This is a genomic window from Rhodococcus koreensis (assembly GCF_900105905.1).
GTDB classification, from domain to species: domain Bacteria; phylum Actinomycetota; class Actinomycetes; order Mycobacteriales; family Mycobacteriaceae; genus Rhodococcus_F; species Rhodococcus_F koreensis.
The window spans coordinates 8,674,316-8,693,851 of record NZ_FNSV01000005.1 but is presented as its reverse complement, the minus strand read 5'-3'; the positions used below and the strand labels follow the sequence as shown (position 1 = coordinate 8,693,851).

Sequence of the window (19,536 nt, the reverse complement as noted above, 5' to 3'; positions counted from 1 at the left end):
ACCCTGATCACTCCACGAGCGACTCGCTCTTCAGCCAGTCGTACGCGACATCTGCGGGATCCTCGCCGTCGATGTCGACTCGGCCGTTCAGTTCCTGCATCAAGTCGTCGGTCAGTCGCTCGGAGACCACACCCAGCAGGTCGGCGATCTCCGGATATCGATTGATGATCTCGTCCCGGACCACCGCGGTGCCGCTGTAGGGCAGGAAGAACTTGCGGTCGTCGTCGAGGACTGCGAGGTTCAGGTTCTTCACGCGACCGTCGGTGGTGTAGACCATTCCGAAGTTGCAGGGTGCGCTCTCCGCCGTGGACGTATACACCACACCGGCATCCATCCGGGTGACGTTGCTCGACGGAACACCGCCGGGCGCGTTGAGGGGGATGCCGTAGGTCTCGAGCATCGGAACGAACCCGTCCGCACGACTGAAGAACTCGTCGTCGACGCAGAATGTCCGTTCGGATTCCGGCAAACGTGCGACATCCGAGAGCGATGTGACGCCCAGCCGCTCGGCGGTCGGTGCCGATGCGGCGAAGGCGTACGTGTCGTTGAAGTTGGCCGGAGGCAGCCATTCGAGGTCGTGGTCGCGCTGCTCGACGTCGTGTACGCGCTGCCACAGTTCCCCGGGATCCGGGATCGTCTCCGTCTCACCGTGGTAGTTCACCCACCCCGTGCCGGTGTACTCCCACAGGATGTCGGCGTCACCGTTGAGTTGTGCTTGCCGTGAGGACGCGGATCCCGGCGCGCCCGTGAGGTCGGTGACCTTCGCGCCCGCCGCGGCCAGGTAGGTCGCGGTGATCTTCCCGAGAAGCACCCCCTCGGTGAAGCTCTTGGACGTCACGACGAGGGAGGAATCCGCCAGTGGGCGATCGCCGCCGGGCAGGGTCGCGTCGTGGAACGTGCCCGAAGAGCTGACCAATCCACAACCGGAGGCCACGCTCGCGGACACCGTGACCGCGATCGCGGTCGCAGCAAGTCGAAGACGCAGCCGGTTCATGCCACTCCTCGCGGGGTTGCGACGAGCTCGACCAACCGTCCGAGCCAATCGATGATCAACGCCAGTAGTCCGACCAGGATGGCCCCGGAGATGAGCAGTTTCGGCAGGAACAGTGTGACTCCCGTCGTGATGAGCGTGCCCAGGCTTGTGGCGCCGATGAATGTGCTGAGGGTTGCCGTGCCGACGAGGATCACGAGTGCGGTCCGGACGCCGTTCAGGATCACGGGAACGGCGAGCGGCAACTCCACCTGCACCAGCGTGCGCAGACCCGAGAAGCCGATGCCTCGCACGGCCTCGATGGTTCGTCGATCGACCTGGTCGATACCGACGATCGTGTTCTCCAGGATGGGCAGGATCGCGTAGACCACGAGCCCGACCACTGCGGTGCGGAATCCGGTGCCCAGCCACATGGTGAGCAGAACGATCAGACCCACGGCGGGCGCCGCTTGGCCGACGTTCGCGAAATTGACCACTACCGGCTTGACCGGTCTGGCCTTCTCGCGGGTGAGCACGATTCCCAGGGGAATGGCGATCAGGACGACGATGACCGTGGCGGTCAGGGTCAACGTGATGTGGTCGAGGATCGTCGTCCGGAGGTTGCTCCAGCCCAGTGACGCCTCCTCGGTCGGCGTCAGCGTGGTGGACCGATACCACAGGATGTACCCGGTACCGAAGACGACGATGAGAAGGGGTTCGAACCACACATCCATCGGCAAGCGACGAAGCCGGTTCACGGGGTCGTGCCCTCGGTGTGCGCGGTGTACGTGACGTGCCCGTCGCCGGCCCGCGCGTCGGACAGCTGTCCGCGGATGACCGCCATCACCGTCGCGATGGTGAGTGCCCCGGTCACCGCACCTCTGCTGTCGGTGACGAGGACGCCGCCCTGGCTCGCGGCCAGCATGGAGTCGAGCGCATCGTTGAGCGTGGACGACGGCGCCACCACCGGGAGACGTGGGTCGACGTAGTCGGACACCCGATCCTTGGTGGCCACTTCGTCGAGCGACGGCCACGCTTGGGCCCGGCCGTCGCCGTCGACGACGACGATCCACGTCACGCCCTGTGCTCGAGCACGACCGATGACCTCGTCAGACGGCTCGCCGATTCTCGCGGTCACCACCGGATCGTGCTCGACATCCTTCACCCGCGACAGAGTCAGGTGGGCAAGCGTCGCACCCGACCCGACGAACTCCTCGACGAAGGGGGTGGCCGGCTTCGCCAGAATCTCCTCGGGCGTCGCGTACTGCTCGATGTGGCCGCCCTCGGAGAGGATCAGGACCTTGTCTCCGAGTTTCGTGGCCTCCTCGAAATCGTGTGTCACGATCACGATCGTCTTCCCGAGTTCGTGCTGGATTGCGATCAGTTTGTCCTGCAAGCGAACTCGAGTGATGGGATCGACCGCTCCGAACGGCTCGTCCATCAGGAGAACCGGCGAGTCCGCGGCGAGTGCACGTGCCACCCCGACCCGCTGCTGCCCGCCCGACATGTCCTTGGGGAGCCTGTCCTCGAAGGTGGCGGCATCGAGTCCGACGAGATCGAGCAGATACTCGGTGCGTTCGGCGATGCGTTGCGCATTCCACCCCAGCACCCGCGGAATGGCGCCGATGTTCTTGGCCACGGACCAGTGTGGGAACAGGCCACCCGACTGGATGACATAGCCGATCGACTGCCTGAGCTTGTCCGGATCTTCGCCGGTGACGTCGCGGTCGCCGATGAAGATGCGTCCCTCGGTCGGTTCGATGAGGCGATTGATCATTTTCAGTGTGGTCGTCTTGCCGCACCCGGACGGACCGACGAATGCGACGATGTGACCGGCCTCGATATCGAGATCGAGTTTCTGCACGGCCGGCTTCGTCTGGCCACGATACTGCTTCACCACTCCGTCGAGCCGAATGGAGGCACCGGTGACCGTGCGCTCGCCGGCCACCGTATCGGCGGCGCTCCCGGTCTTCTCGTCGGTCATGACAATCCCTTCGCGATGGTGAGCCGCCCGAGGAGGACGAGCAGGCCGTCGAACACCAGGGCGATGACGACGATGAGCACGGTTCCGGTCAGTGCCATCTCCACGGAGTTCGTCCCTCCCAATCGGGACAGGCCGTTGAAGATCAGCGAGCCGAGTCCCGGCCCGAGGACGTACGCGACGATCGCAGCGACACCGACGACCATCTGAGTCGACACCCGAATCCCGGTGAGGATGACCGGCCAGGCCATGGGCAACGACACCGAGAACAGGATGCGTCGACGGGGGAGCCCGATCCCGCGTGCGGATTCGATGACCGAATCGGGAACCGAGCGCAGGCCGACGATCGCGTTGCCGATGACAGGCATTGCCGCGAAGAACGCCAGCATGATGAACGACGGCACGACTCCCAGCCCGAACGGCACGATCAGCAGGGCGAGCAATGCGAGGGACGGGATCGTCAACGCGACCCTGCTGGTGGTGAGTGTCAAGGCCGAGAAGAGCGGCAGGCGGTGCACCGCGATGGCGATGAGCACGGCGACGATGGTGCCGACCAGCACAGTTTGGAACGCGAGCGATGCGTGCTGATACGTCAGGAACCCGAGGAACTCTCCCCTTCCCTGCAGGTAGTTCCACATGTTCACGAGATTCCCCCTTGCGGCCACCGTGTTTCGGGGGCACATCGACTCCAGTACTCCGCCCGTGCCGGACGGCGACGATACCGCCCGGATACCGACGACGACCGAGTACCCAGTCTCGCCGATCGCAGACCGATCCGCAGGAAAGGGGATCGGCATGTCCGCCAACTGCGGCGACACCGATCGACGCAGAAATCAACCGTTTTCGACACAGTTGAAATCAGCTCGAGCCGAACACCTCGAGGTGTGATTCCGCGGCCGAATTACTGTGCCTCGAAGGGGTCACCCTCGAGTGCCTCGGACTTGCGGCCGTCCGGTCCGGCGGGCACGTCACCTTCGAGGGTGATGCGGAACAGTCGACGGTCGTCGTCGGTGACGAGGTCGTTCGGCGCGAGATGGACCGACGAACGGTTGTCCCAGAACGCGATCGACCCCGGCTCCCACTTGAACCGCACCGTGTACTCGGGGCGAGCCAGCTCTTCGTAGAACAGGCCGAGAAGGCGACGACTCTCGTGGGCCGACACACCGGCGATCTGCTGAGTGAAGCCCGGGTTGACGTAGAGGGCCTTCTCCCCCGTCTCGGGGTGCACCCGCACCACCGGGTGTTCGCTGACCAGCGGGCGCCGCTCGACACGGCGGAGGTAGTCCTCGGTGGGCGTCGAACCGGCGTCGGGCGCGAATCGGTGCACCGCACGCAGTTCGTCGGCGAGTCGCTGGATCGGCGCCGACAGACCGTCATACGCGGCGACGCCGTTGGACCACTGGGTGTCGCCGCCGTACGGGGGCAGCACCTCCGCGCGCAGAATCGACGCGAAGGGTGGGTTGACCGCAGCGGTGACGTCCGCGTGCCATCGCACCTTGTCGTAACCACCGCTGGACGCGACCCGCGATGTGAAGCGATCGCGGAAGATCGGATAGATCGTCGGATGGTTCGGGTCGGGAATCGAGTCGAAGAGTGGGTGTGCCGGTGTCGGCTTCCCGAAGTACGACGCGAAACGTAGGTGCTGGTCGTGGTCGAGGAACTGTTCTCGGAAGAACACGACCTTCCACTTCAGCAGTGCGTCGCGGATCGCCTGGATTTCGTCGCCGGTCAGCTCGCGGGTCAGATCGACGCCGCGAACCTCGGCGCCGGTGTATCCGGACTGCGGGATCACAGCGAGTCGAGTTGCGGCCTGCGTCATGTGAACTCCTTCTGTGGGGACTTTCGGCAGCGGCATCGGGCGACACCGTCCACTGCGTTCGGGGCAAAGGGCGACGGGACTGAGGTTCAGGCGGTCCGGCGGATCGTGTGGGTGGCCGCGCACATCGGGCACCACGTCGCCTCACCGACGATCCACCCGTTGGTGCGTGCGAAGGCGACCGCCTCCCGACGACCGGCGACGGCGGCGTCGAAGCGGTGCTCACACAGATCACACCGCAGCATCCATCCACGCTTCCCTGAGGACCGCACCAAAATGTGAACAGTCATGTCACCCCCGTGACTTCGTCAGACTTCGTTCTCAGCATGGCACACCCTGCCCCGCGCTGAGTTGTCCCACACAGGCGCTCCGGGCCGCCGCCCGGATTCGACTCTCGTGTTCGACTCCGGGTGTGCAGTCGAGATGTAGGCGCGACACTTCTTCGCTCCCAACGGATTCGGAGCTATCGCACGCGCCGACCAGTCGCCGAATCCGCCCTCCGCAGTCCCTGCCGTGGGCACGAACCCGAGTAACCATCACGCCGATCCGAACCCTCCGCCGCATCTGCGAGGAGCATTAGCATCGTTGGTATTCAGCGGTTTCCGGTGTCTGTTCGCGCGGACGGTCCGGCGTCTCGCCGGCAGTCCCCACCCGAAACACACCAGTCATATGCAACCAACTCGCGCGGTCAATGGAGTCGATTCAGTATGTCGAACAATGAAAATGTCAACGTCGGTCGCCGGTGGAGTGCGATTGCGCGCCGCGTCGCAGCCGTGACGGCGCTCGGAGGCGTGGCACTGCTCGGCTTCGCCGCACCTGCCGCGGCGCATGTCCACGTCGACAGCGCGGAGCAGCTGTCGAAGGGCGGATACGGCCTGGTGCGCCTCATCGTTCCCACCGAGTCGGACGACGCGTCGACAATCGGTCTGTCCCTCACGGTCCCCGAGGGCGTCGACTTGACCTCGGCTCGGACGCTGCCGATTCCGGGATGGACGGCGACGGTCGAACGTGAGCAGTCGGGCGACGGGGAACGGGTGTCACGAGTCAGATGGCAGGCGACGGATCCCGCGAACGGATTGAAGGCAGCGGAATTCGGGGTGTTCACCCTGTCGGCGGGACCGTGGCCCGAGGACGTCGACTCGGTTCCGCTACCCACTGAGCAGATCTACAGCGACGGATCGGTGGTGTCCTGGAACGAGGTTGCCGTCAACGCAGGCATCGAACCCGAACACCCGGCTCCCGTCGTCACGCTCGCCTCCGGTGGCGCGCACGGCGACGGGCACAGCGGCACACCAGATTCGGCACCGGCCGACGGTTCGTCCCATGTGGCCGCGTCCGACAGCGATTCGACAGCGTGGCTGTGGCGCACGATCGCTGTGGTCGCCCTGGTGCTCTCGCTGGGGGCGACAATCGCGGTGATCGCTCTCGTGCGTCGGGGTCATGTCCGAACCTAGCCCGCCGGTGCTCGTGCAGAACGACAACCGCCGATTCGCGGTCACGATGACGCGAGCTGTTGCGTTCTCCTGGCTACTCACGCTCTTTGCGACGGCAGCATGGTTGGCGCCACCCGCGTCGGCCCACGCCACCATCGTCTCGACCACTCCGGGCGACGGATCGCACGTCGACGTGTCGCCGGAGGTACTGGCCTTCGAGTTGAGTGAGCCGGTCACGCTGGTCGAGGGGTCGGCGCAGCTGATCGACAGCACCGGTGCCCGCCACTCGGTCGCGACCGACCGGGTCGAGGAAGGTGGCCGCCGGATCGTGTTCGTGGTCGACGGAAAGATTCCCGACGGGGCGTATCTCGCTACGGCACGGGTGATCTCCGCAGACACCCACGTGGTGTCGCTGTCGAGCAGATTCACGGTGGGCTCGGTCACCCAGTTCGGACACGCCCTCGACGCCGGTGTGACAACAACCGGAGCCGAGCAGTACCTCCGCTACCCGAGCAAGTCGGCGGTGTACCTCGGTGTCGTCCTGTCCTCGGGCCTCATGATCGCCGGCCGCTGGGTCTGGCCCACCGCCCTGGGCGACCGCCGTTTTCGCACGGTCTACCGGGTGGGAACGGCGATATTGACCGTCGGGCTGCTCGGTCGATTCATCGTGCAGGTTGCGGGGCAGTCGGGCGGGCTGGTCGACGCGTCGGCGTCGGCTGTCGCAACCGTCCTGGGTGCTCAGCTGGGTGTCGCGATCGTCGTGGCGGTGGTGCTGAACCTCGCCTGCTTCGCGTATCCGCCCGGGACTAACCGGACCGCCGACGTACTCGGGTACCTCCAGGCCGCGTCGGCGGTTGTCGCGATCACGCTCGGCGGTCACGGGGGGTCCACCGAAAGATGGCCGCTGGCGTTCATCGGCACCGCTGCGCACGTATACGCCGCCGCGCTGTGGCTCGGCGGAGTGTGCATCCTGGCTCTGGTAGTCGACGGTGCCGCGCAGCTCGAACGATGGCATCGGGTGGCCGCAGGCCATGTGGTGCTCGTGTCCGCCACAGGTCTGACCCTCGCGATCCTGCAGGTCCGTCCCATCGAGGCGCTGTTTCGCACCTCGTACGGACTGGTGCTGACCGTCAAGGTCGTACTGGTCGGGCTCGTCGTGGTCGCCGGCTACCTGACATACCGTCGGTACCGCCACGGAACGACCGACCCGGCCGGTGACCGCGGTGAGAACCCGCGGCGCTCGCGCACCGTGATCGTCGAGGCCGCTCTCGCGGTCGCGGTCCTCGCTGCGACGTCGTTGCTGTCGTCTCTCACACCCGCCAAGGACAGCTACACCACGAGTGTGCACACCGAGCTGAACTTCGGTGCGTCGGAGATCCTGGACGTCGAGATCGACTCCGTCCGCCGCGGCCCCCAGACATTGACCGTCCGGTTCCGGACCCCGGATGCTGGGTTCGCCGCGGGCGCAGCGCTGCCCGACGTGGACGTCGAACTCTCCTCGGCCGTCGCCAATGTCGCACGGATGCCGGTCGAACTCACCAGAACCGGACCCGACGGCGACGGACTCACTTGGATCAGTGACGGAGTGATCGTGCCGACCGCCGGGGAGTGGAAGGTCACGGTTCGGTTCGAGGGCACCCACGGACCCAAGCTGGCGTCCTTCGATTACGAGGCCCTCTAGAGAATCCGGCACTGTCGACAGGCCCCTGACCGTGCGTCACTCGCTCTCCGCCGCGGCCACCGGAATGTTCGCGCCCCGGAATTTCGTTTCCAGGAACTGGGCCAGTTCTGGGCTTTCCAGCGCACGTGCCAGTTCGAGCACTCGCTGGTCACCCGCCAACCTCGACGGCGCGACGAGCACATGCGCATAGGGATTCCCCGGGCCCGGTTCGATCGCGAGCGCGTCTTCCGCCGGCGTCAGACCGATGGATGCCGCGTCATCCGGATTGAGGACCACTGCGTCGTAATTTTCGTACAGCGACTGGAGGTAGTCGTCGTAGCCGAGTCCCAGGAGTGTCAGGTGCCGGAGCGAGTCCAGCACGTTCGCCTGGGTAATCGTGAGATCCACCGCCGAGGTACCCCCGAACGGGCGATCCAGCTTCACCAGCCCCGCGCTCTGCAGCAGATAGAGTCCACGCGCGAAACCGGTCGACGTCGCGGGGAGCACGACCTGCGAGCCATGGGGAAGACTCTGCCCGGTCACCTCGTCCGCCACCAAGCCCACGTTCACCCAGCTCTCGGTGTCTTTCACATCCTTCCATGTCGACGAGTACAGGCCGTATGGAACGACATTCACCTTCGACACAATGCTCAGATTGTCGTACGAATGCGTGCCGAGATCGGCTTCGAACGCGGGGATGTGCTGATAGAAGGAAAGGTCGCCGTCCCCGGCGGCCACCTTCCCGTTGGAATCTTCCGACGCGTCGACGAGTTCGATTTTCACCGAGGCCGGCAGGAGATTCTCGACCGCGTACTCCAAGATCTCGCGGTCGTCACCGGCGCCGACGTAGACGACGAGCGAGTCCCCGGAACCCCCGGCGGTCTCGTAATCGACCTGTGTGTCCGACCCGCAACCAACCAACCCTGTAACGGCCGCCAGCGTGAAGGCGACGGTCGCGAGGACGCTGCGCCGGTTGAGAACCACCGTTGCGTTGACACGGCTGTGGTGACTTGCGCGTTGCATCTGACCACTCACTCCACTCTCAGAGGTTTTCGACACGGAACGACCGGCACCCAGGAACTCGGGCGCCGGGTTCCTGGGTGCACGGAAAGCTGACGACGATCTACCGACCGTTGCGGACGTCGGTACGGACTCGCGTGTTCGTCACTTGTTCGTCAGTCCTCGCTGCCATGCGGTCAGTCGCCATTCGGCACCGGTGAGCACGCCGTTGACGAGGATTCCGATGAGACCGAGGGTCAGGATGCCGGCATACATTTGCGGGGTCTGATAACGCAACGCGGCGTTGTTGATATAGATACCCAAACCCTGCGCACCACCGACGAGTTCGGCGGCGACGAGAGCCGTGAACGCGTTCGCAGCAGCCAGACGGATCCCCGGGAAGATCGCCGGGATCGCCGCCGGAAGAACCACGCGGCTGAAAATGTACACCCGCCCGGCTCCGAGTGTCCGGGCCGCATTCAGCAGGATGCGCTCCACACCCCCGACCGCTCCGACCGCGTTGATGAAGATCGGCCAGAAGCAGGCCCACACGACAATGGCCACCTTGGACTCCTCGCCGATTCCGAGGAACACGACGAAGACCGGCAACAGCGCGAGCAGCGAAAGATTCCGGAAGAACAGCAGGAGCGGTTCAGCGAGCTTCTGGAAGATCCGGAACGATCCGACGACGATGCCGAGGGTGATGCCCGCCACGAGCGCAATGGCGAATCCGGTCAACGCACGCTCGACACTCGGCCAGATCTCGGAGCGCAACGTGCCGTCCGTAAGTCCGTCGACGAACGCCGTGGCCACATCCTGTGGCTTCGACAGATACAGTGCGCTGACGTACTCGGAATCAACGATCCACCACCAGAGCACCAAAAAGGCTGACAGCCCGATGATTCCGTAGATCAATCTGTCGTATTTCACGAGCCACGGGTTGGGCGCCTTGGGCGGAGTGAGATCCTCGTCCAGCAGTTGTTCCTCGCCGCGTGCCGGCTCAGTGATCGTCGTTGCCAATGTGCACCTCCTCCTCGAGGACGCGCGCGACGCGCGACCGGATGTGCGCGAACTCCTCCGAGTTGCGGGAGTCGCTGTCCCGGGGCCGCGGAAGCTCGATGTCGAACAGCGTCTTCACCTTGCCGGGTGCACGGGTCATGACCGCGATCCGATCCGACAGGAAGATGGCCTCGTCGATCGAGTGGGTGACGAAGAGGATCGTCTTCTTCGTGTCACCGGATTCCCAGATACGCAGCAACTCGCCCTGCAGGAACTCACGCGTCTGCGCATCCAGGGCGGCGAACGGCTCATCGAACACCAGGATGTCGGGTTCGTAAGCGAGAACGCGCGCGATCGCGACCCGCTGACGCATACCACCGGAGAGCTGGTGAGGAAGCCGGTTGGCGGCGGCTTCCAGGCCCACCGTCTTCAGCACCTTCGCTGCCCTCGCCCTGCGTTCCGCCTTGGGGACGCCGCGAATCTTGAGACCGACCTCGACGTTCTTCTGCGCCGTCAGCCAGGGGAACAAGGCGTAACCCTGGAAGACGACGCCGACGTTCTTGTTGACGCCTTCGACTCGTTTTCCGTCGACGAGAACAGCTCCGCCGTTGTGAGTCTCCAAGCCCGCGAGGATGTTCAAAAACGTCGACTTGCCGCAGCCACTCGGCCCGAGGAGGGAGAGGAACTCGCCGCTCTTGATCTGCAGGTCGAATCCGTCGAGGACTGCGGTGGCGTCCTTGGTCGACCTCGATCCCGGTTTCGGATAGATCTTGGCGACGCGCTTCGCCTCGATCTTCCAGTCCGTACCGTGGGCACGGGGCGCGATCGGCCCCGCGTCCTGCTCGAATCGTTCAGCTAGCACTTGTTGAGTCATGTCGTGTGACTTCCTGTCGGGTGCGGATGGCGCCGGATCACTTTTCGAGGCCCTCGATGTCGACGAGGTGCGTCTTGAAGATCCCGTCGTTCTGCTCGTCGGTCACGATCTCAGTGTTGTCTTCCTGGGATTCCAGAAGGTCTGCGGACTTCGCGTAGGGGTTGAAGGCGTTGGTCGCAACATCTTCGGGCTTCAGATTCTCCGAGCCCGGCAGCGGCTCACCCACCTCTTCCACGAGATCCCACCACAGCTGCAGGCTCGCCTTGTCGAGCAGAGCGTTGGGTGCGTAGTGCCAGTTGGTGGTCTGCTCCACCGGATATCCCGTGGTCTTGCCGGCGATCTCCGCGGACTCCTTCGGGTGGGCGTTGGCCCAGTTGGCCGTCTTCGCGATCACGCCCACGAACGCACGCGCCGCGTCCGGGTACTTCTGCAGCCACGCGTTGCTCGCGACATACGGTGCCTGGCCACCCAGCGGGCCCCAGTCTTCGAAAGACGTGAAGGCCTGGGTGAACTTGTCCGGCTGGCTCTGCAGCACACCGACCAGCGGCGGGTGGAAGACCCCGAGGTCGACCTCGCCTCTTTCGATCGCTGGTGCAATGAGCTCGTTCTTGAGCTCGAGGAAGTTGACCTTGTTCAGATCCACACCGTTGTTCTGCAGGTATCGCTTGATCACCAGGTCTGTGCAACTGTTGGACCCGGAAAGACCAATCGTCTTGCCCTCGATGGCCTTCAGGTTCTCCTTGGTGATGTCCGAGCCCGCCTTGGTGAAGTAGGCCATGTGAGGCATGTCGGGCAGGTCGAGCATGCTCGAGGCGATGGCCGTGAACTTGAAGCCCTTCACCTTCCCGTCGATGTCGTTGTTGAACATGCCCGTCGCGATGTCGATCGCGCCCTGATCGAGCAACTGCACCGCGGGCACAGCCGTGGCAGGCCCGACGTACTCCGGACGGACCCCGGCGTTGTCCCAATACCCCAATTCGTCAGCGATCCTGACCAGCGACAGGGCGGTGGGCGAGTTGGCGAAGCGGAACGTCACCGCCCCGTCGTCATCGCTACCACTGCCGCACCCGGCCAGCACCAGCGGCGCTGCAACCAACAGCGCCGACCAGGTGGACAACTTCTTCGTCAGGCGCATGTTGCCGAAGACGCTCATGCTCGCGCCTCCCGGTGCGTGGTTCTGCCACTCACGGCATTTCCTCTCTCTCGCGGTGGATGTGGTCGTCGGTTCCCGGTTGGCCGGTCACTCCCGAGGAATAATTCGATTTAGAAGATAAAGCTCGGGCACAGGCTTTTCCTACGGATAGATTCACCATGAGCCAAGCTCCCATGACCCGAAGCAGCATGAGACCGCGTAAAACCAAGTGGTTCAATGGATATGGACTTGCTCGACCGGGCAAGAGGTGACGGAATATGAAGAATTTATTAACGATGGAGCAATGATCTTGTAGATGGGAATTGTGAATCATCCTTTCCCAGTGCAATAAGTTGATCAGCTCATGATTCACTGCATCTGAATGTCGCCCTCATCCCTGCGGGCGTGCCCTGAGACTGTGTAGCCGAAGGCTCGGCCGGCCGCCGGTGCGGGCTGCTCCGCCCCGACTATCAAGCCACGACCACACCAAGGCAGTTAGCGGCGGGCGAACTGATCGGCGGTGCGGGGATGGGCTGGGGTTTGACCGACATCGTGTGGCTCGGCGCGGTAGACGAGGAGCGCGGGGCCGGGGAGCTCGAGACCGCGGTGTCCACTCCGCTGCCCGACTCGCACTGGCGCGCCGTTCTCAACGAGATCGCGCCCAGTTCCTCCAGGTTCGTGGCCTCGCCCCGATCGTCCGTACGGCCCAATTCGAGCAGTACGTTCGCTGACTCGGCGAGTTGCGGTATCCACATCTGGGTCAACCGCAGACCTGGACCGACTAACGCGAGTCTGCATGGCGCAGGATGACACCGGCAACCACGGTCGAAAACGCGGTCGCGACCAGCACCGCGACAAGCACCGAAGTCGTGATCCAGGCAGCGAACCTGGGGCCGGGTTGCCCGTCAGGAGCGGCGACCGGCATCGGCGGCCAGTTGGTGGAGGACGGCGACCATCCGGTCCACCTCCTCGCAGGTGTTGTAGAACGACAACGACGGCCGCACCGTGCCCTCGACACCGAATCTCCGCATGATCGGTTGCGCGCAGTGATGTCCCGCGCGCACCGCGATGCCCTTCGAGTTGAGCGCCTTACCCACCTCGAGCGGCTCGTACCCGGCGAGCACGAATGAGATCACGCTCGCCTTTTCCGCCGCGGTACCGATCAGCCGCAACCCCGGAACGTTCCTCAGTTCTGCGGTGGCGTATTCGAGCAGGACATGCTCGTAACGGTTGACGTTCTCGATCCCGATCCGCTCCACGTACTCGATGGCAGCACCCAACCCCACTCCGTCGGCGATACTTCCGGTACCGGCCTCGAACCTCCCTGGTGGCAGCTGATAGGTGGACCGCTCGAGGGTCACGTCGGTGATCATGTTCCCCCCGCCGTGCCACGGCGGGGTATCCGCCAGTACGTCGGACTTGCCGTACAACGCGCCGATCCCCGTGGGGCCGAAGATCTTGTGCCCGGAAAAGACGAAGAAATCCGGGTCCAACGACTGCATGTCGACCCTGGTGTGCGGCACCGACTGCGCGCCGTCGACCAAGACGATCGCACCCGCACGGTGCGCTTCTTCCGTGATCTGGCGCACCGGGGTGATCGTGCCCAGCGCATTCGACACCTGGGCCACGGCCACGAGCTTCGTACGGTCCGACAGCAGCCTGGTGTACTCCCCCATCATCAACTGCCCCGAGTCGTCCACCGGGATCACCCGGATCACCGCGCCCGTCTCCGACGCCAGCATCTGCCACGGGACGATATTCGCGTGATGCTCGAGATGCGCGATCACGATCTCGTCGCCCTCGCGAATGTTCTTACGTCCCCACGTCTGCGCCACCAGGTTGATCGCCTCGGTGGCGCCGCGGACGAAGACGATCTCCTCCGCCGACGAGGCACCGATGAACCGTGCCACCGTCTGCCGTGCCTGCTCGTAGGCATCGGTCGAACGCGCAGCCAATTCGTGTGCGGCGCGATGAATATTCGAATTCTCGTGTTCGTAGAAATAGCTGATCCGGTCGATCACCACCTGCGGTTTCTGCGTCGTGGCGGCGTTGTCGAACCACACCAACGGATATCCATTTACTCGTTCGCCCAGGATCGGGAAATCACGTCGAACCGCGTTGACGTCGAATCCGGGATGCGCATCCGCCACGGCGGGTCCGTGCGGCCCGGCCCGTCCGATCTGCGGCGCAGTGTCGGCCCCTGCCGTGCCTCGGTCGAGAAAGTAGAAGCTCGGTGCTCCCACGTCGGAGGACGATGGGGCGGACATCGACGCGCGCGCCCGATCGGACACCGCGGGAATCTCTTGTGCCGAGACGGGGATCGTGTACCCGCGACTCGTGTCGACACCGCCCGACCCGGGCCGATAACCGTTCGGTGGGTCGAGGAAGTAGAACGACGACGATGCAGGGGCGTCCGTGGACACACCTGGGAGTTCGGTGGTCAGTTCGGACGGTGAGACACCCTCGTCTATCCACGGCGCCGCGATCTCGGCTGGGGTGGCGCCATACGACGTTGCGGCGCTACTCGCGGATGATCCGCCCGGCGGGCCGGTCGGTGACGCCGGCGCGACGGGGACCTGGCTCTCGAAGCCCTGGGGAACGGTGACCGTATCCAGCGACGCGCCCGGCACCTGGCCCGGCTGACTCGCGCCGTCTGTCGCGGCAGCTGCCGGTGACGCGGCGGCACCCGACCCCGGTAGGCGCGAGAAATATTCGCCGGCCAGCCTGTTCAACGTCGCTTCGTCGGGCAGTTCCCATCCGCCGAAACCTGGCTGGTCGTCCGGCTCACTTCCGGTATGAGGGGGCGTAGTCATGGAACTTGTCCACCTCCGCGTCCTCGAGCAAGGCGATAGCGTCGTCGGTCAGGATCGCGAGCGAGCAGTACAGCGAGACGAGATATGACGCGATTGCGCTGCGGTCGATTCCCATGAATTTCACCGACAGGCCCATCCCCTGCTCGCCGGCCAGGCCCGGCTGGTACAGACCGACCACGCCCTGGCGGGACTCGCCGGTTCGGATCAGCAGGAACTTCGTCTTCCCGCCCTCGACCTTGACCTTGTCCGAAGGGATGATCGGGATGCCCCGCCATGTCACGAACTGGGAACCGAACATGCTCACGGTCGGCGGCGGTACACCGCGGCGCGTGCATTCCCGGCCGAACGCGGCAATCCCCTCGGGATGGGTCAGGAAGAAGGCCGGCTCCTTCCACGCCCTGGCGATCATGTTGTCCAGATCGTCCGGCGTCGGGGGCCCACCGACCGTGGAGAGTTTCTGCTTCTTCGCCGTATTCGCGATCAACCCGTAGTCCGGGCTGTTGATCAGCTCGCCCTCTTGGTGCTCTTTGATCGCCTCGATGGTGAGCCGCAGCTGCTGCGCGATCTGGTCGTGCGGGCTCGAGTAGAGGTCGGACACCCTGGTGTGCACGTCCAAAATGGTGTGCACGGCCTTGAGCCGATACTCCCGCGGTTCCTTCTCGTAATCGACGAACGTCTCCGGCAGCGGGGACTCGTCGAAGTTGTCACACTTGATATCGACCGACTCCGGATGCACCACCCGGTTCAACCGGTAGATACCGGCTTCCACCGGGATCCAGCTCAGGCAGTGCACCAACCACCGTGGGGTGATCGACTCCATCTGCGGAATGGACTTGGTCGCATTCGCCAGAGTGCGCGCGGCATCATCACCCAATGCCATCGGCTGCGGTTTTGCATTCGTCATCGGCCACTCCTGCCCGAGCGTAAGCGCCGGACAGCCGCCCGACAGGTCCCAATCCTAGGCCCTTTACCTGGGGGAATCGACCCCGCTTTCCGACGACTCGACGATCGGTGTACGAACAGAATCGTCGCGCGCAGGGCCTTGCACCGGGGGCGGCCCGCGGCCCCTTTTCGTTCGCGACCTCGCCGCTGTGAGCTTCCCTTCAGTTCAGGTCTGTACTGGTGTCAGTGGACACGAAGGGTAGGCGAGTGCCACAAGTCCGGTCCGACCACCGCTGGTAGACGTTCCGCTGCCACAGCACGTCGTTCCACAGCCACTTCTGGTCGACCGCGGAATCGAGGACCATGCGACCGGCGCGGTGCGGGCTTAAGACTCTTTCCAGTGAATCTGCACGATTCGAACCATTCCCATTCCATGGCCATTCGACGACAGTGATCCGATCGATCCACACCCGTCATCGATGAAAGGACCACCGAGTGAGCGGCCGGCTTCACATCAACGTCAATATCCTCAACGCCGGGGTGTTCGGTGGATCGTGGCGATTCCCAGCGACGGACGGCCTGGCCAGTTACACGATCGACCACTACACCTCGATCGCGAAGAAGGCGGAGGCCGCCAAGCTCGACGCAGTATTTCTTGCTGACGGACCTTCGCTCGACCCGAGTATCACGCACCGGACAGGCAACAACCTCGAGCCGACCACGGTACTGGCGCGGGTTGCTGCACAGACCGAGCGGATCGGGCTGATTGCGACGCTGTCATCGTCCTACAACGATCCTGTCGAGCTCGCCCGACGACTCGGCGACCTCGATCACCTCAGTGGTGGCCGGTTCGGCTGGAACGTCGTCACGACGGCGGGGCCGATCGCCGCGCGCAACTTCGGACGCACCGGTGAGCCGGACCACGGCCTCCGCTACCGGCGGGCATCAGAATTCGTGGAACAGGTCGTCGCCGCATGGGCCGCCAGAACCGAATTCCCCTCACCCCAGGGTCGCCCGGTCGTCGTCCAGGCGGGAGGCTCCAGCGACGGCAAGCAGCTGGCATCGCGCGTCGGCGAGGTCGTCTTCTCCGCCGAACAGGACATTCGGAAGGCGAAGGCTTTCCGCACAGAGTTACGCGACGGTGCCCGGCGTTTCGGCAGGAACCCGAACGAGATCGTGATCCTGCCTGGACTGTCGACTGTTCTCGGCAGTACCGAGGCCGAGGCGATCGAGCGGCGCGAGCTGCTCGACGACCTGCTCCCCGACGCCTACGCGCGCGGCCGGCTCGCGGGACAACTCGGCTTCTCGCTGGACGGGCTTGCCGACGACGAACCGATTCCTGCGGAGCTGCTCGCCGAACCGGACGAGGCCGGCGGGTCACAGACCTTTTACCGGGTCGTGAAGGACATCATCGACCGGGAAAACCCGACCCTGCGACAGCTACTGAAGAAGCTGTCGGGGGGTGGTGGGCACCGGATCGTGGTCGGCACCCCCGAGCAGGTCGCCGACGACATCGAGCGATGGTTCCACTACGGCGCCGCAGACGGGTTCAACGTGATCCCCGACGTATTGCCCTCCGGCTTCGACGATTTCGCCGACCACCTCATCCCCGAGCTGCAGCGGCGCGGCCTCTTCCGCACGGAGTACGACGGAACGACCCTGCGTGACCACCTCGGTCTCGACGTCCCCGACCTACCGGCCGGGGTGTGGGACCGCGGACCTCTCCAAGCCGCTCCCTGAACAGTCTCAGAATCCAGAAGAGGCAACACATGAGTACCCCGATCCTGATCGACCTCGCCGTCGGCGACGCACGCGCTGGTGCCGAGCCCGACCGCTTCGACCCCGTCTCGCCGGCCGCGGCGGTCACGGTCACCGAGGCGGCGCGGGAGGCCGGCGTCGCCGCGCTGCGCCTGTTGGACACTGCCGGTGGCCGTCGAGCGATCGACCCGAGCGTGGCCGGTGCGTATCTCGCCGGCCGGTTCGGCGACATCGGCTACCTCGTGGAGGTGCCGACGACCCACAACGCGCCGTACAACGTGGCTCGGCGCGTCCTGTCGTTCGACCGCGCCACCGCCGGCCGGGTCGGTGTGGTCCTGCGCCCCGGCGCAGGCGACGAGGTGAGTGCGGCCACCGTGCCGGACCCGGTCGCCGCCGCTCCAGTGGAGCGCTGGTCCGAATACGCCCAGATCCTCACGCGCCTGTGGGAATCCTTCCCCCGGGACGCGCTGATCGGGGACCAGGAACGCGCACTGGTCGTCGACGACGCATTGATCCGGGCGATCGACCACGAAGGCCGCTTCTACCGAGTCGCGGGGCCACTGGACGGCCCATCGTCCCTGCAGGGACGCCCGGTCGTCGTCGCCGCCGACCTGGACGTGCTCGGCTGGGCGGCAGTGGCACGGTCCGCCGACGCCGTGGTCGTCGATCGGGGGCAGTCGGCGGGCGCAGACCTCGCTCTGACTGCCGGCCTCGAGCAGGCCGGCCGAAAGCGCGAGGACGTCGCTCTCATCGGGCGCGTCGGTGTGACGCTGTCCGCCGGCGCCAGTGCACGCACACTGGCCGACGAGCTCGCCGCTTGGATCGACCGCGACAAGTTGGACGCTGTGGAGCTGGTACCCACCGGAGGGGTCGACGGCGTCCTGGCCGCGGTACGCACGCTCGTGCCGCTGCTGTCCGCCTCGACAGGACCGACGCTGCGGGCATCCCTCGGCCTGCGCGACACCGTGGAGGCGTTGTCATGACCGCTGTGTACCCGGAACACGAGTCGATCGAAGCGACATCGGTCTCCGGACTCACCGTGGCGGGTATCCGCGCTGCAGTCCGCCCTGTCCTGCGCCGTCTGGGCGATACCGCCGGGGCGCGGGAGAAGGCGCGCGACTACGCTTTCGGCGAGGTCCGTGCACTCGCCGACGCGGGGATCGTGCTGGTCGGCGTCGCCCGGGAGGACGGTGGTGCTGGTGGTTCGCTGCGTGATGTGGCCGACGTCGTCATCGAAGTGGCGCGCGCCGACTCCAGTGTGGCGCAGGCATTGCGCAGCAGTTTCCTCGTCGCCGAGCAGGTATCGAGTCGGCCCGATCTGCCGCACCGCGACGTGATTCTGACGCGGCTGCGCAACCGGGATCTGTTCGCCGGAACGAGCAATGAGCGAACCGGAGGCGCAAGCGGACAGGTGAACGCCACGGCCAGGCGTGAGGGTGGTGGCTGGGTGGTCGACGGCGAGAAGTACTACTCGACCGGTGGGCTGTACGCATCCTGGTTCTCGTCACAAGCTCTGGCCGAGGACGGCACGGTGGTTCGCTTCACGGTTCCCGTCGACCGCCCGGGGGTCGAGCGGCTCGACGACTTCGACGCCGTCGGCCAGCGGCTCACGGCCAGTGGTACGACCCGTCTGACGAACGTGCGCGTGTCCGACGACGAAGTGACCTTCCCCGATCGGGCCCAGCCGGACAACCCGTGGACCGGCAGTTTCGCGCAGTTCTATCTCGCGGCGATACAGGCCGGGGTGGCCGCGCGAGCCCTCGACGACGCGGTCGGGTACGTGCGGGAGAAGGCCCGGCCGATCAAGCACAGCTCCGCGGACACCAGCGTCGAGGATCCCTATGTGCGGCAGACAATCGGGCAGATCGCAGGCCGCGCCCAGGCGGCGCGGGCCGTCGTGCTGTTGGCAGCCGAGACACTGGAAGATGTCCGGGGACTCACCGGGCCCGCCGCACGCACCGCCGGTGCTGCTGCCGCGGTTCACGTCGCGCACGCGAGCGCGATCGCAATCGAGTCCGCGCTCGAGGCTGCGGAACTGCTCTTCGACGTGGGCGGTGGCTCCATCACCAATCGAGACCTCGGATTCGACCGGCACTGGCGCAACGCGCGCACGGCCGCCAATCACAACCCGCGGCAGTGGAAGCAGGCGATCGCGGGGGCTTACCACCTGACCGGCGAGGAACCACCCACCACCGGCCTTTTCTGACCACCGACCCACA

The 19,536-nt window shown here is 65.3% G+C and carries 17 protein-coding genes; 5 read left to right on the top strand and 12 right to left on the bottom strand.

All coding sequences use genetic code 11. The features are described 5' to 3' along the window. Nucleotides 1–7 precede the first annotated feature (7 nt). The 6 genes from BLV94_RS44250 to BLV94_RS49000 all read right to left on the bottom strand — a co-directional run bounded on the left by BLV94_RS44250 (nt 8) and on the right by BLV94_RS49000 (nt 5,057). Complete coding sequence (locus tag BLV94_RS44250; RefSeq protein WP_072941241.1) at nt 8–994, bottom strand: glycine betaine ABC transporter substrate-binding protein; 987 nt, start codon at nt 992–994, stop codon at nt 8–10. Further along, nucleotides 991–1,728, bottom strand: a complete 738-nt coding sequence (locus BLV94_RS44245; RefSeq protein ID WP_174705487.1) for an ABC transporter permease — start codon at nt 1,726–1,728, stop codon at nt 991–993. The genes BLV94_RS44250 and BLV94_RS44245 overlap by 4 nt, the downstream gene beginning before the upstream one ends. After that, on the bottom strand, nt 1,725–2,954 hold the full coding sequence (locus BLV94_RS44240) for an ABC transporter ATP-binding protein (protein ID WP_072941244.1): 1,230 nt from the start codon (nt 2,952–2,954) through the stop codon (nt 1,725–1,727). Before BLV94_RS44240 ends, BLV94_RS44245 begins: the two co-directional genes overlap by 4 nt. Next, nucleotides 2,951–3,589: an ABC transporter permease gene (locus BLV94_RS44235; RefSeq protein ID WP_143051523.1), complete on the bottom strand. Its 639-nt coding sequence runs from the start codon at nt 3,587–3,589 to the stop codon at nt 2,951–2,953. The genes BLV94_RS44240 and BLV94_RS44235 overlap by 4 nt, the downstream gene beginning before the upstream one ends. 263 nt (nt 3,590–3,852) lie before the next feature. Next, nucleotides 3,853–4,770, bottom strand: coding sequence for a TauD/TfdA dioxygenase family protein (locus BLV94_RS44230; protein WP_072941247.1), 918 nt, complete (start codon nt 4,768–4,770; stop codon nt 3,853–3,855). 86 nt (nt 4,771–4,856) lie between these two features. Beyond that, on the bottom strand, nt 4,857–5,057 hold the full coding sequence (locus BLV94_RS49000) for a hypothetical protein (protein ID WP_143051471.1): 201 nt from the start codon (nt 5,055–5,057) through the stop codon (nt 4,857–4,859). 417 nt (nt 5,058–5,474) lie between these two features. Between BLV94_RS49000 and BLV94_RS44225 the strand changes: the two genes are divergently transcribed. Both BLV94_RS44225 and BLV94_RS44220 read left to right on the top strand, forming a co-directional pair. Continuing rightward, nucleotides 5,475–6,221, top strand: coding sequence for a YcnI family copper-binding membrane protein (locus tag BLV94_RS44225; protein ID WP_072941249.1), 747 nt, complete (start codon nt 5,475–5,477; stop codon nt 6,219–6,221). Continuing rightward, nucleotides 6,208–7,881, top strand: coding sequence for a copper resistance CopC/CopD family protein (locus tag BLV94_RS44220; RefSeq protein WP_143051470.1), 1,674 nt, complete (start codon nt 6,208–6,210; stop codon nt 7,879–7,881). The genes BLV94_RS44225 and BLV94_RS44220 overlap by 14 nt, the downstream gene beginning before the upstream one ends. Before the next feature lie 36 nt (nt 7,882–7,917). On the opposite strand, the gene BLV94_RS44215 is transcribed toward BLV94_RS44220, so the two are convergent. The 6 genes from BLV94_RS44215 to BLV94_RS44185 form a co-directional block, all read right to left on the bottom strand. Next, nucleotides 7,918–8,883, bottom strand: coding sequence for a MetQ/NlpA family ABC transporter substrate-binding protein (locus BLV94_RS44215; RefSeq protein WP_083395862.1), 966 nt, complete (start codon nt 8,881–8,883; stop codon nt 7,918–7,920). Nucleotides 8,884–9,024: 141 nt separating this feature from the next. Beyond that, nucleotides 9,025–9,879, bottom strand: coding sequence for an ABC transporter permease (locus BLV94_RS44210; RefSeq protein ID WP_244163791.1), 855 nt, complete (start codon nt 9,877–9,879; stop codon nt 9,025–9,027). After that, a complete protein-coding gene (locus BLV94_RS44205) occupies nt 9,860–10,732 on the bottom strand; it encodes an ABC transporter ATP-binding protein (RefSeq protein ID WP_072941252.1) in 873 nt (290 codons plus the stop codon). Before BLV94_RS44205 ends, BLV94_RS44210 begins: the two co-directional genes overlap by 20 nt. Before the next feature lie 37 nt (nt 10,733–10,769). Next, on the bottom strand, nt 10,770–11,885 hold the full coding sequence (locus tag BLV94_RS44200) for an ABC transporter substrate-binding protein (protein WP_241031256.1): 1,116 nt from the start codon (nt 11,883–11,885) through the stop codon (nt 10,770–10,772). An 884-nt stretch (nt 11,886–12,769) separates the two neighbouring features. Next, on the bottom strand, nt 12,770–14,677 hold the full coding sequence (locus BLV94_RS44190) for a family 2A encapsulin nanocompartment cargo protein cysteine desulfurase (RefSeq protein WP_083395861.1): 1,908 nt from the start codon (nt 14,675–14,677) through the stop codon (nt 12,770–12,772). Further along, complete coding sequence (locus BLV94_RS44185; protein WP_072941258.1) at nt 14,649–15,581, bottom strand: family 2A encapsulin nanocompartment shell protein; 933 nt, start codon at nt 15,579–15,581, stop codon at nt 14,649–14,651. The genes BLV94_RS44190 and BLV94_RS44185 overlap by 29 nt, the downstream gene beginning before the upstream one ends. A 473-nt stretch (nt 15,582–16,054) precedes the next feature. Here BLV94_RS44185 and BLV94_RS44180 point away from each other — a divergent pair, with 473 nt between their 5' ends. The 3 genes from BLV94_RS44180 to BLV94_RS44170 are packed head-to-tail and all read left to right on the top strand — an operon-like array spanning nt 16,055 to nt 19,523. Continuing rightward, a complete protein-coding gene (locus tag BLV94_RS44180) occupies nt 16,055–17,299 on the top strand; it encodes an LLM class flavin-dependent oxidoreductase (protein ID WP_072941261.1) in 1,245 nt (414 codons plus the stop codon). Nucleotides 17,300–17,328: 29 nt separating this feature from the next. Next, complete coding sequence (locus BLV94_RS44175; protein WP_072941263.1) at nt 17,329–18,300, top strand: LLM class oxidoreductase; 972 nt, start codon at nt 17,329–17,331, stop codon at nt 18,298–18,300. Continuing rightward, entirely contained in the window at nt 18,297–19,523 is a 1,227-nt protein-coding gene (locus BLV94_RS44170) for an acyl-CoA dehydrogenase family protein (protein ID WP_072941264.1), read from the top strand. Before BLV94_RS44175 ends, BLV94_RS44170 begins: the two co-directional genes overlap by 4 nt. The last annotated feature ends 13 nt before the right edge of the window (nt 19,524–19,536 follow it).

What these genes read in the sequence shown, in the direction of transcription:
- BLV94_RS44250 (WP_072941241.1), bottom strand. Translation starts at nt 994, where the DNA reads ATGAACCGGCTGCGTCTTCGACTTGCTGCGACCGCGATCGCGGTCACG.
- BLV94_RS44240 (WP_072941244.1), bottom strand. Translation starts at nt 2,954, where the DNA reads ATGACCGACGAGAAGACCGGGAGCGCCGCCGATACGGTGGCCGGCGAG.
- BLV94_RS44235 (WP_143051523.1), bottom strand. Translation starts at nt 3,589, where the DNA reads ATGTGGAACTACCTGCAGGGAAGGGGAGAGTTCCTCGGGTTCCTGACG.
- BLV94_RS44230 (WP_072941247.1), bottom strand. Translation starts at nt 4,770, where the DNA reads ATGACGCAGGCCGCAACTCGACTCGCTGTGATCCCGCAGTCCGGATAC.
- BLV94_RS49000 (WP_143051471.1), bottom strand. Translation starts at nt 5,057, where the DNA reads ATGACTGTTCACATTTTGGTGCGGTCCTCAGGGAAGCGTGGATGGATG.
- BLV94_RS44225 (WP_072941249.1), top strand. Translation starts at nt 5,475, where the DNA reads ATGTCGAACAATGAAAATGTCAACGTCGGTCGCCGGTGGAGTGCGATT.
- BLV94_RS44220 (WP_143051470.1), top strand. Translation starts at nt 6,208, where the DNA reads ATGTCCGAACCTAGCCCGCCGGTGCTCGTGCAGAACGACAACCGCCGA.
- BLV94_RS44215 (WP_083395862.1), bottom strand. Translation starts at nt 8,883, where the DNA reads ATGCAACGCGCAAGTCACCACAGCCGTGTCAACGCAACGGTGGTTCTC.
- BLV94_RS44205 (WP_072941252.1), bottom strand. Translation starts at nt 10,732, where the DNA reads ATGACTCAACAAGTGCTAGCTGAACGATTCGAGCAGGACGCGGGGCCG.
- BLV94_RS44200 (WP_241031256.1), bottom strand. Translation starts at nt 11,885, where the DNA reads ATGAGCGTCTTCGGCAACATGCGCCTGACGAAGAAGTTGTCCACCTGG.
- BLV94_RS44190 (WP_083395861.1), bottom strand. Translation starts at nt 14,677, where the DNA reads ATGACTACGCCCCCTCATACCGGAAGTGAGCCGGACGACCAGCCAGGT.
- BLV94_RS44185 (WP_072941258.1), bottom strand. Translation starts at nt 15,581, where the DNA reads ATGACGAATGCAAAACCGCAGCCGATGGCATTGGGTGATGATGCCGCG.
- BLV94_RS44175 (WP_072941263.1), top strand. Translation starts at nt 17,329, where the DNA reads ATGAGTACCCCGATCCTGATCGACCTCGCCGTCGGCGACGCACGCGCT.
- BLV94_RS44170 (WP_072941264.1), top strand. Translation starts at nt 18,297, where the DNA reads ATGACCGCTGTGTACCCGGAACACGAGTCGATCGAAGCGACATCGGTC.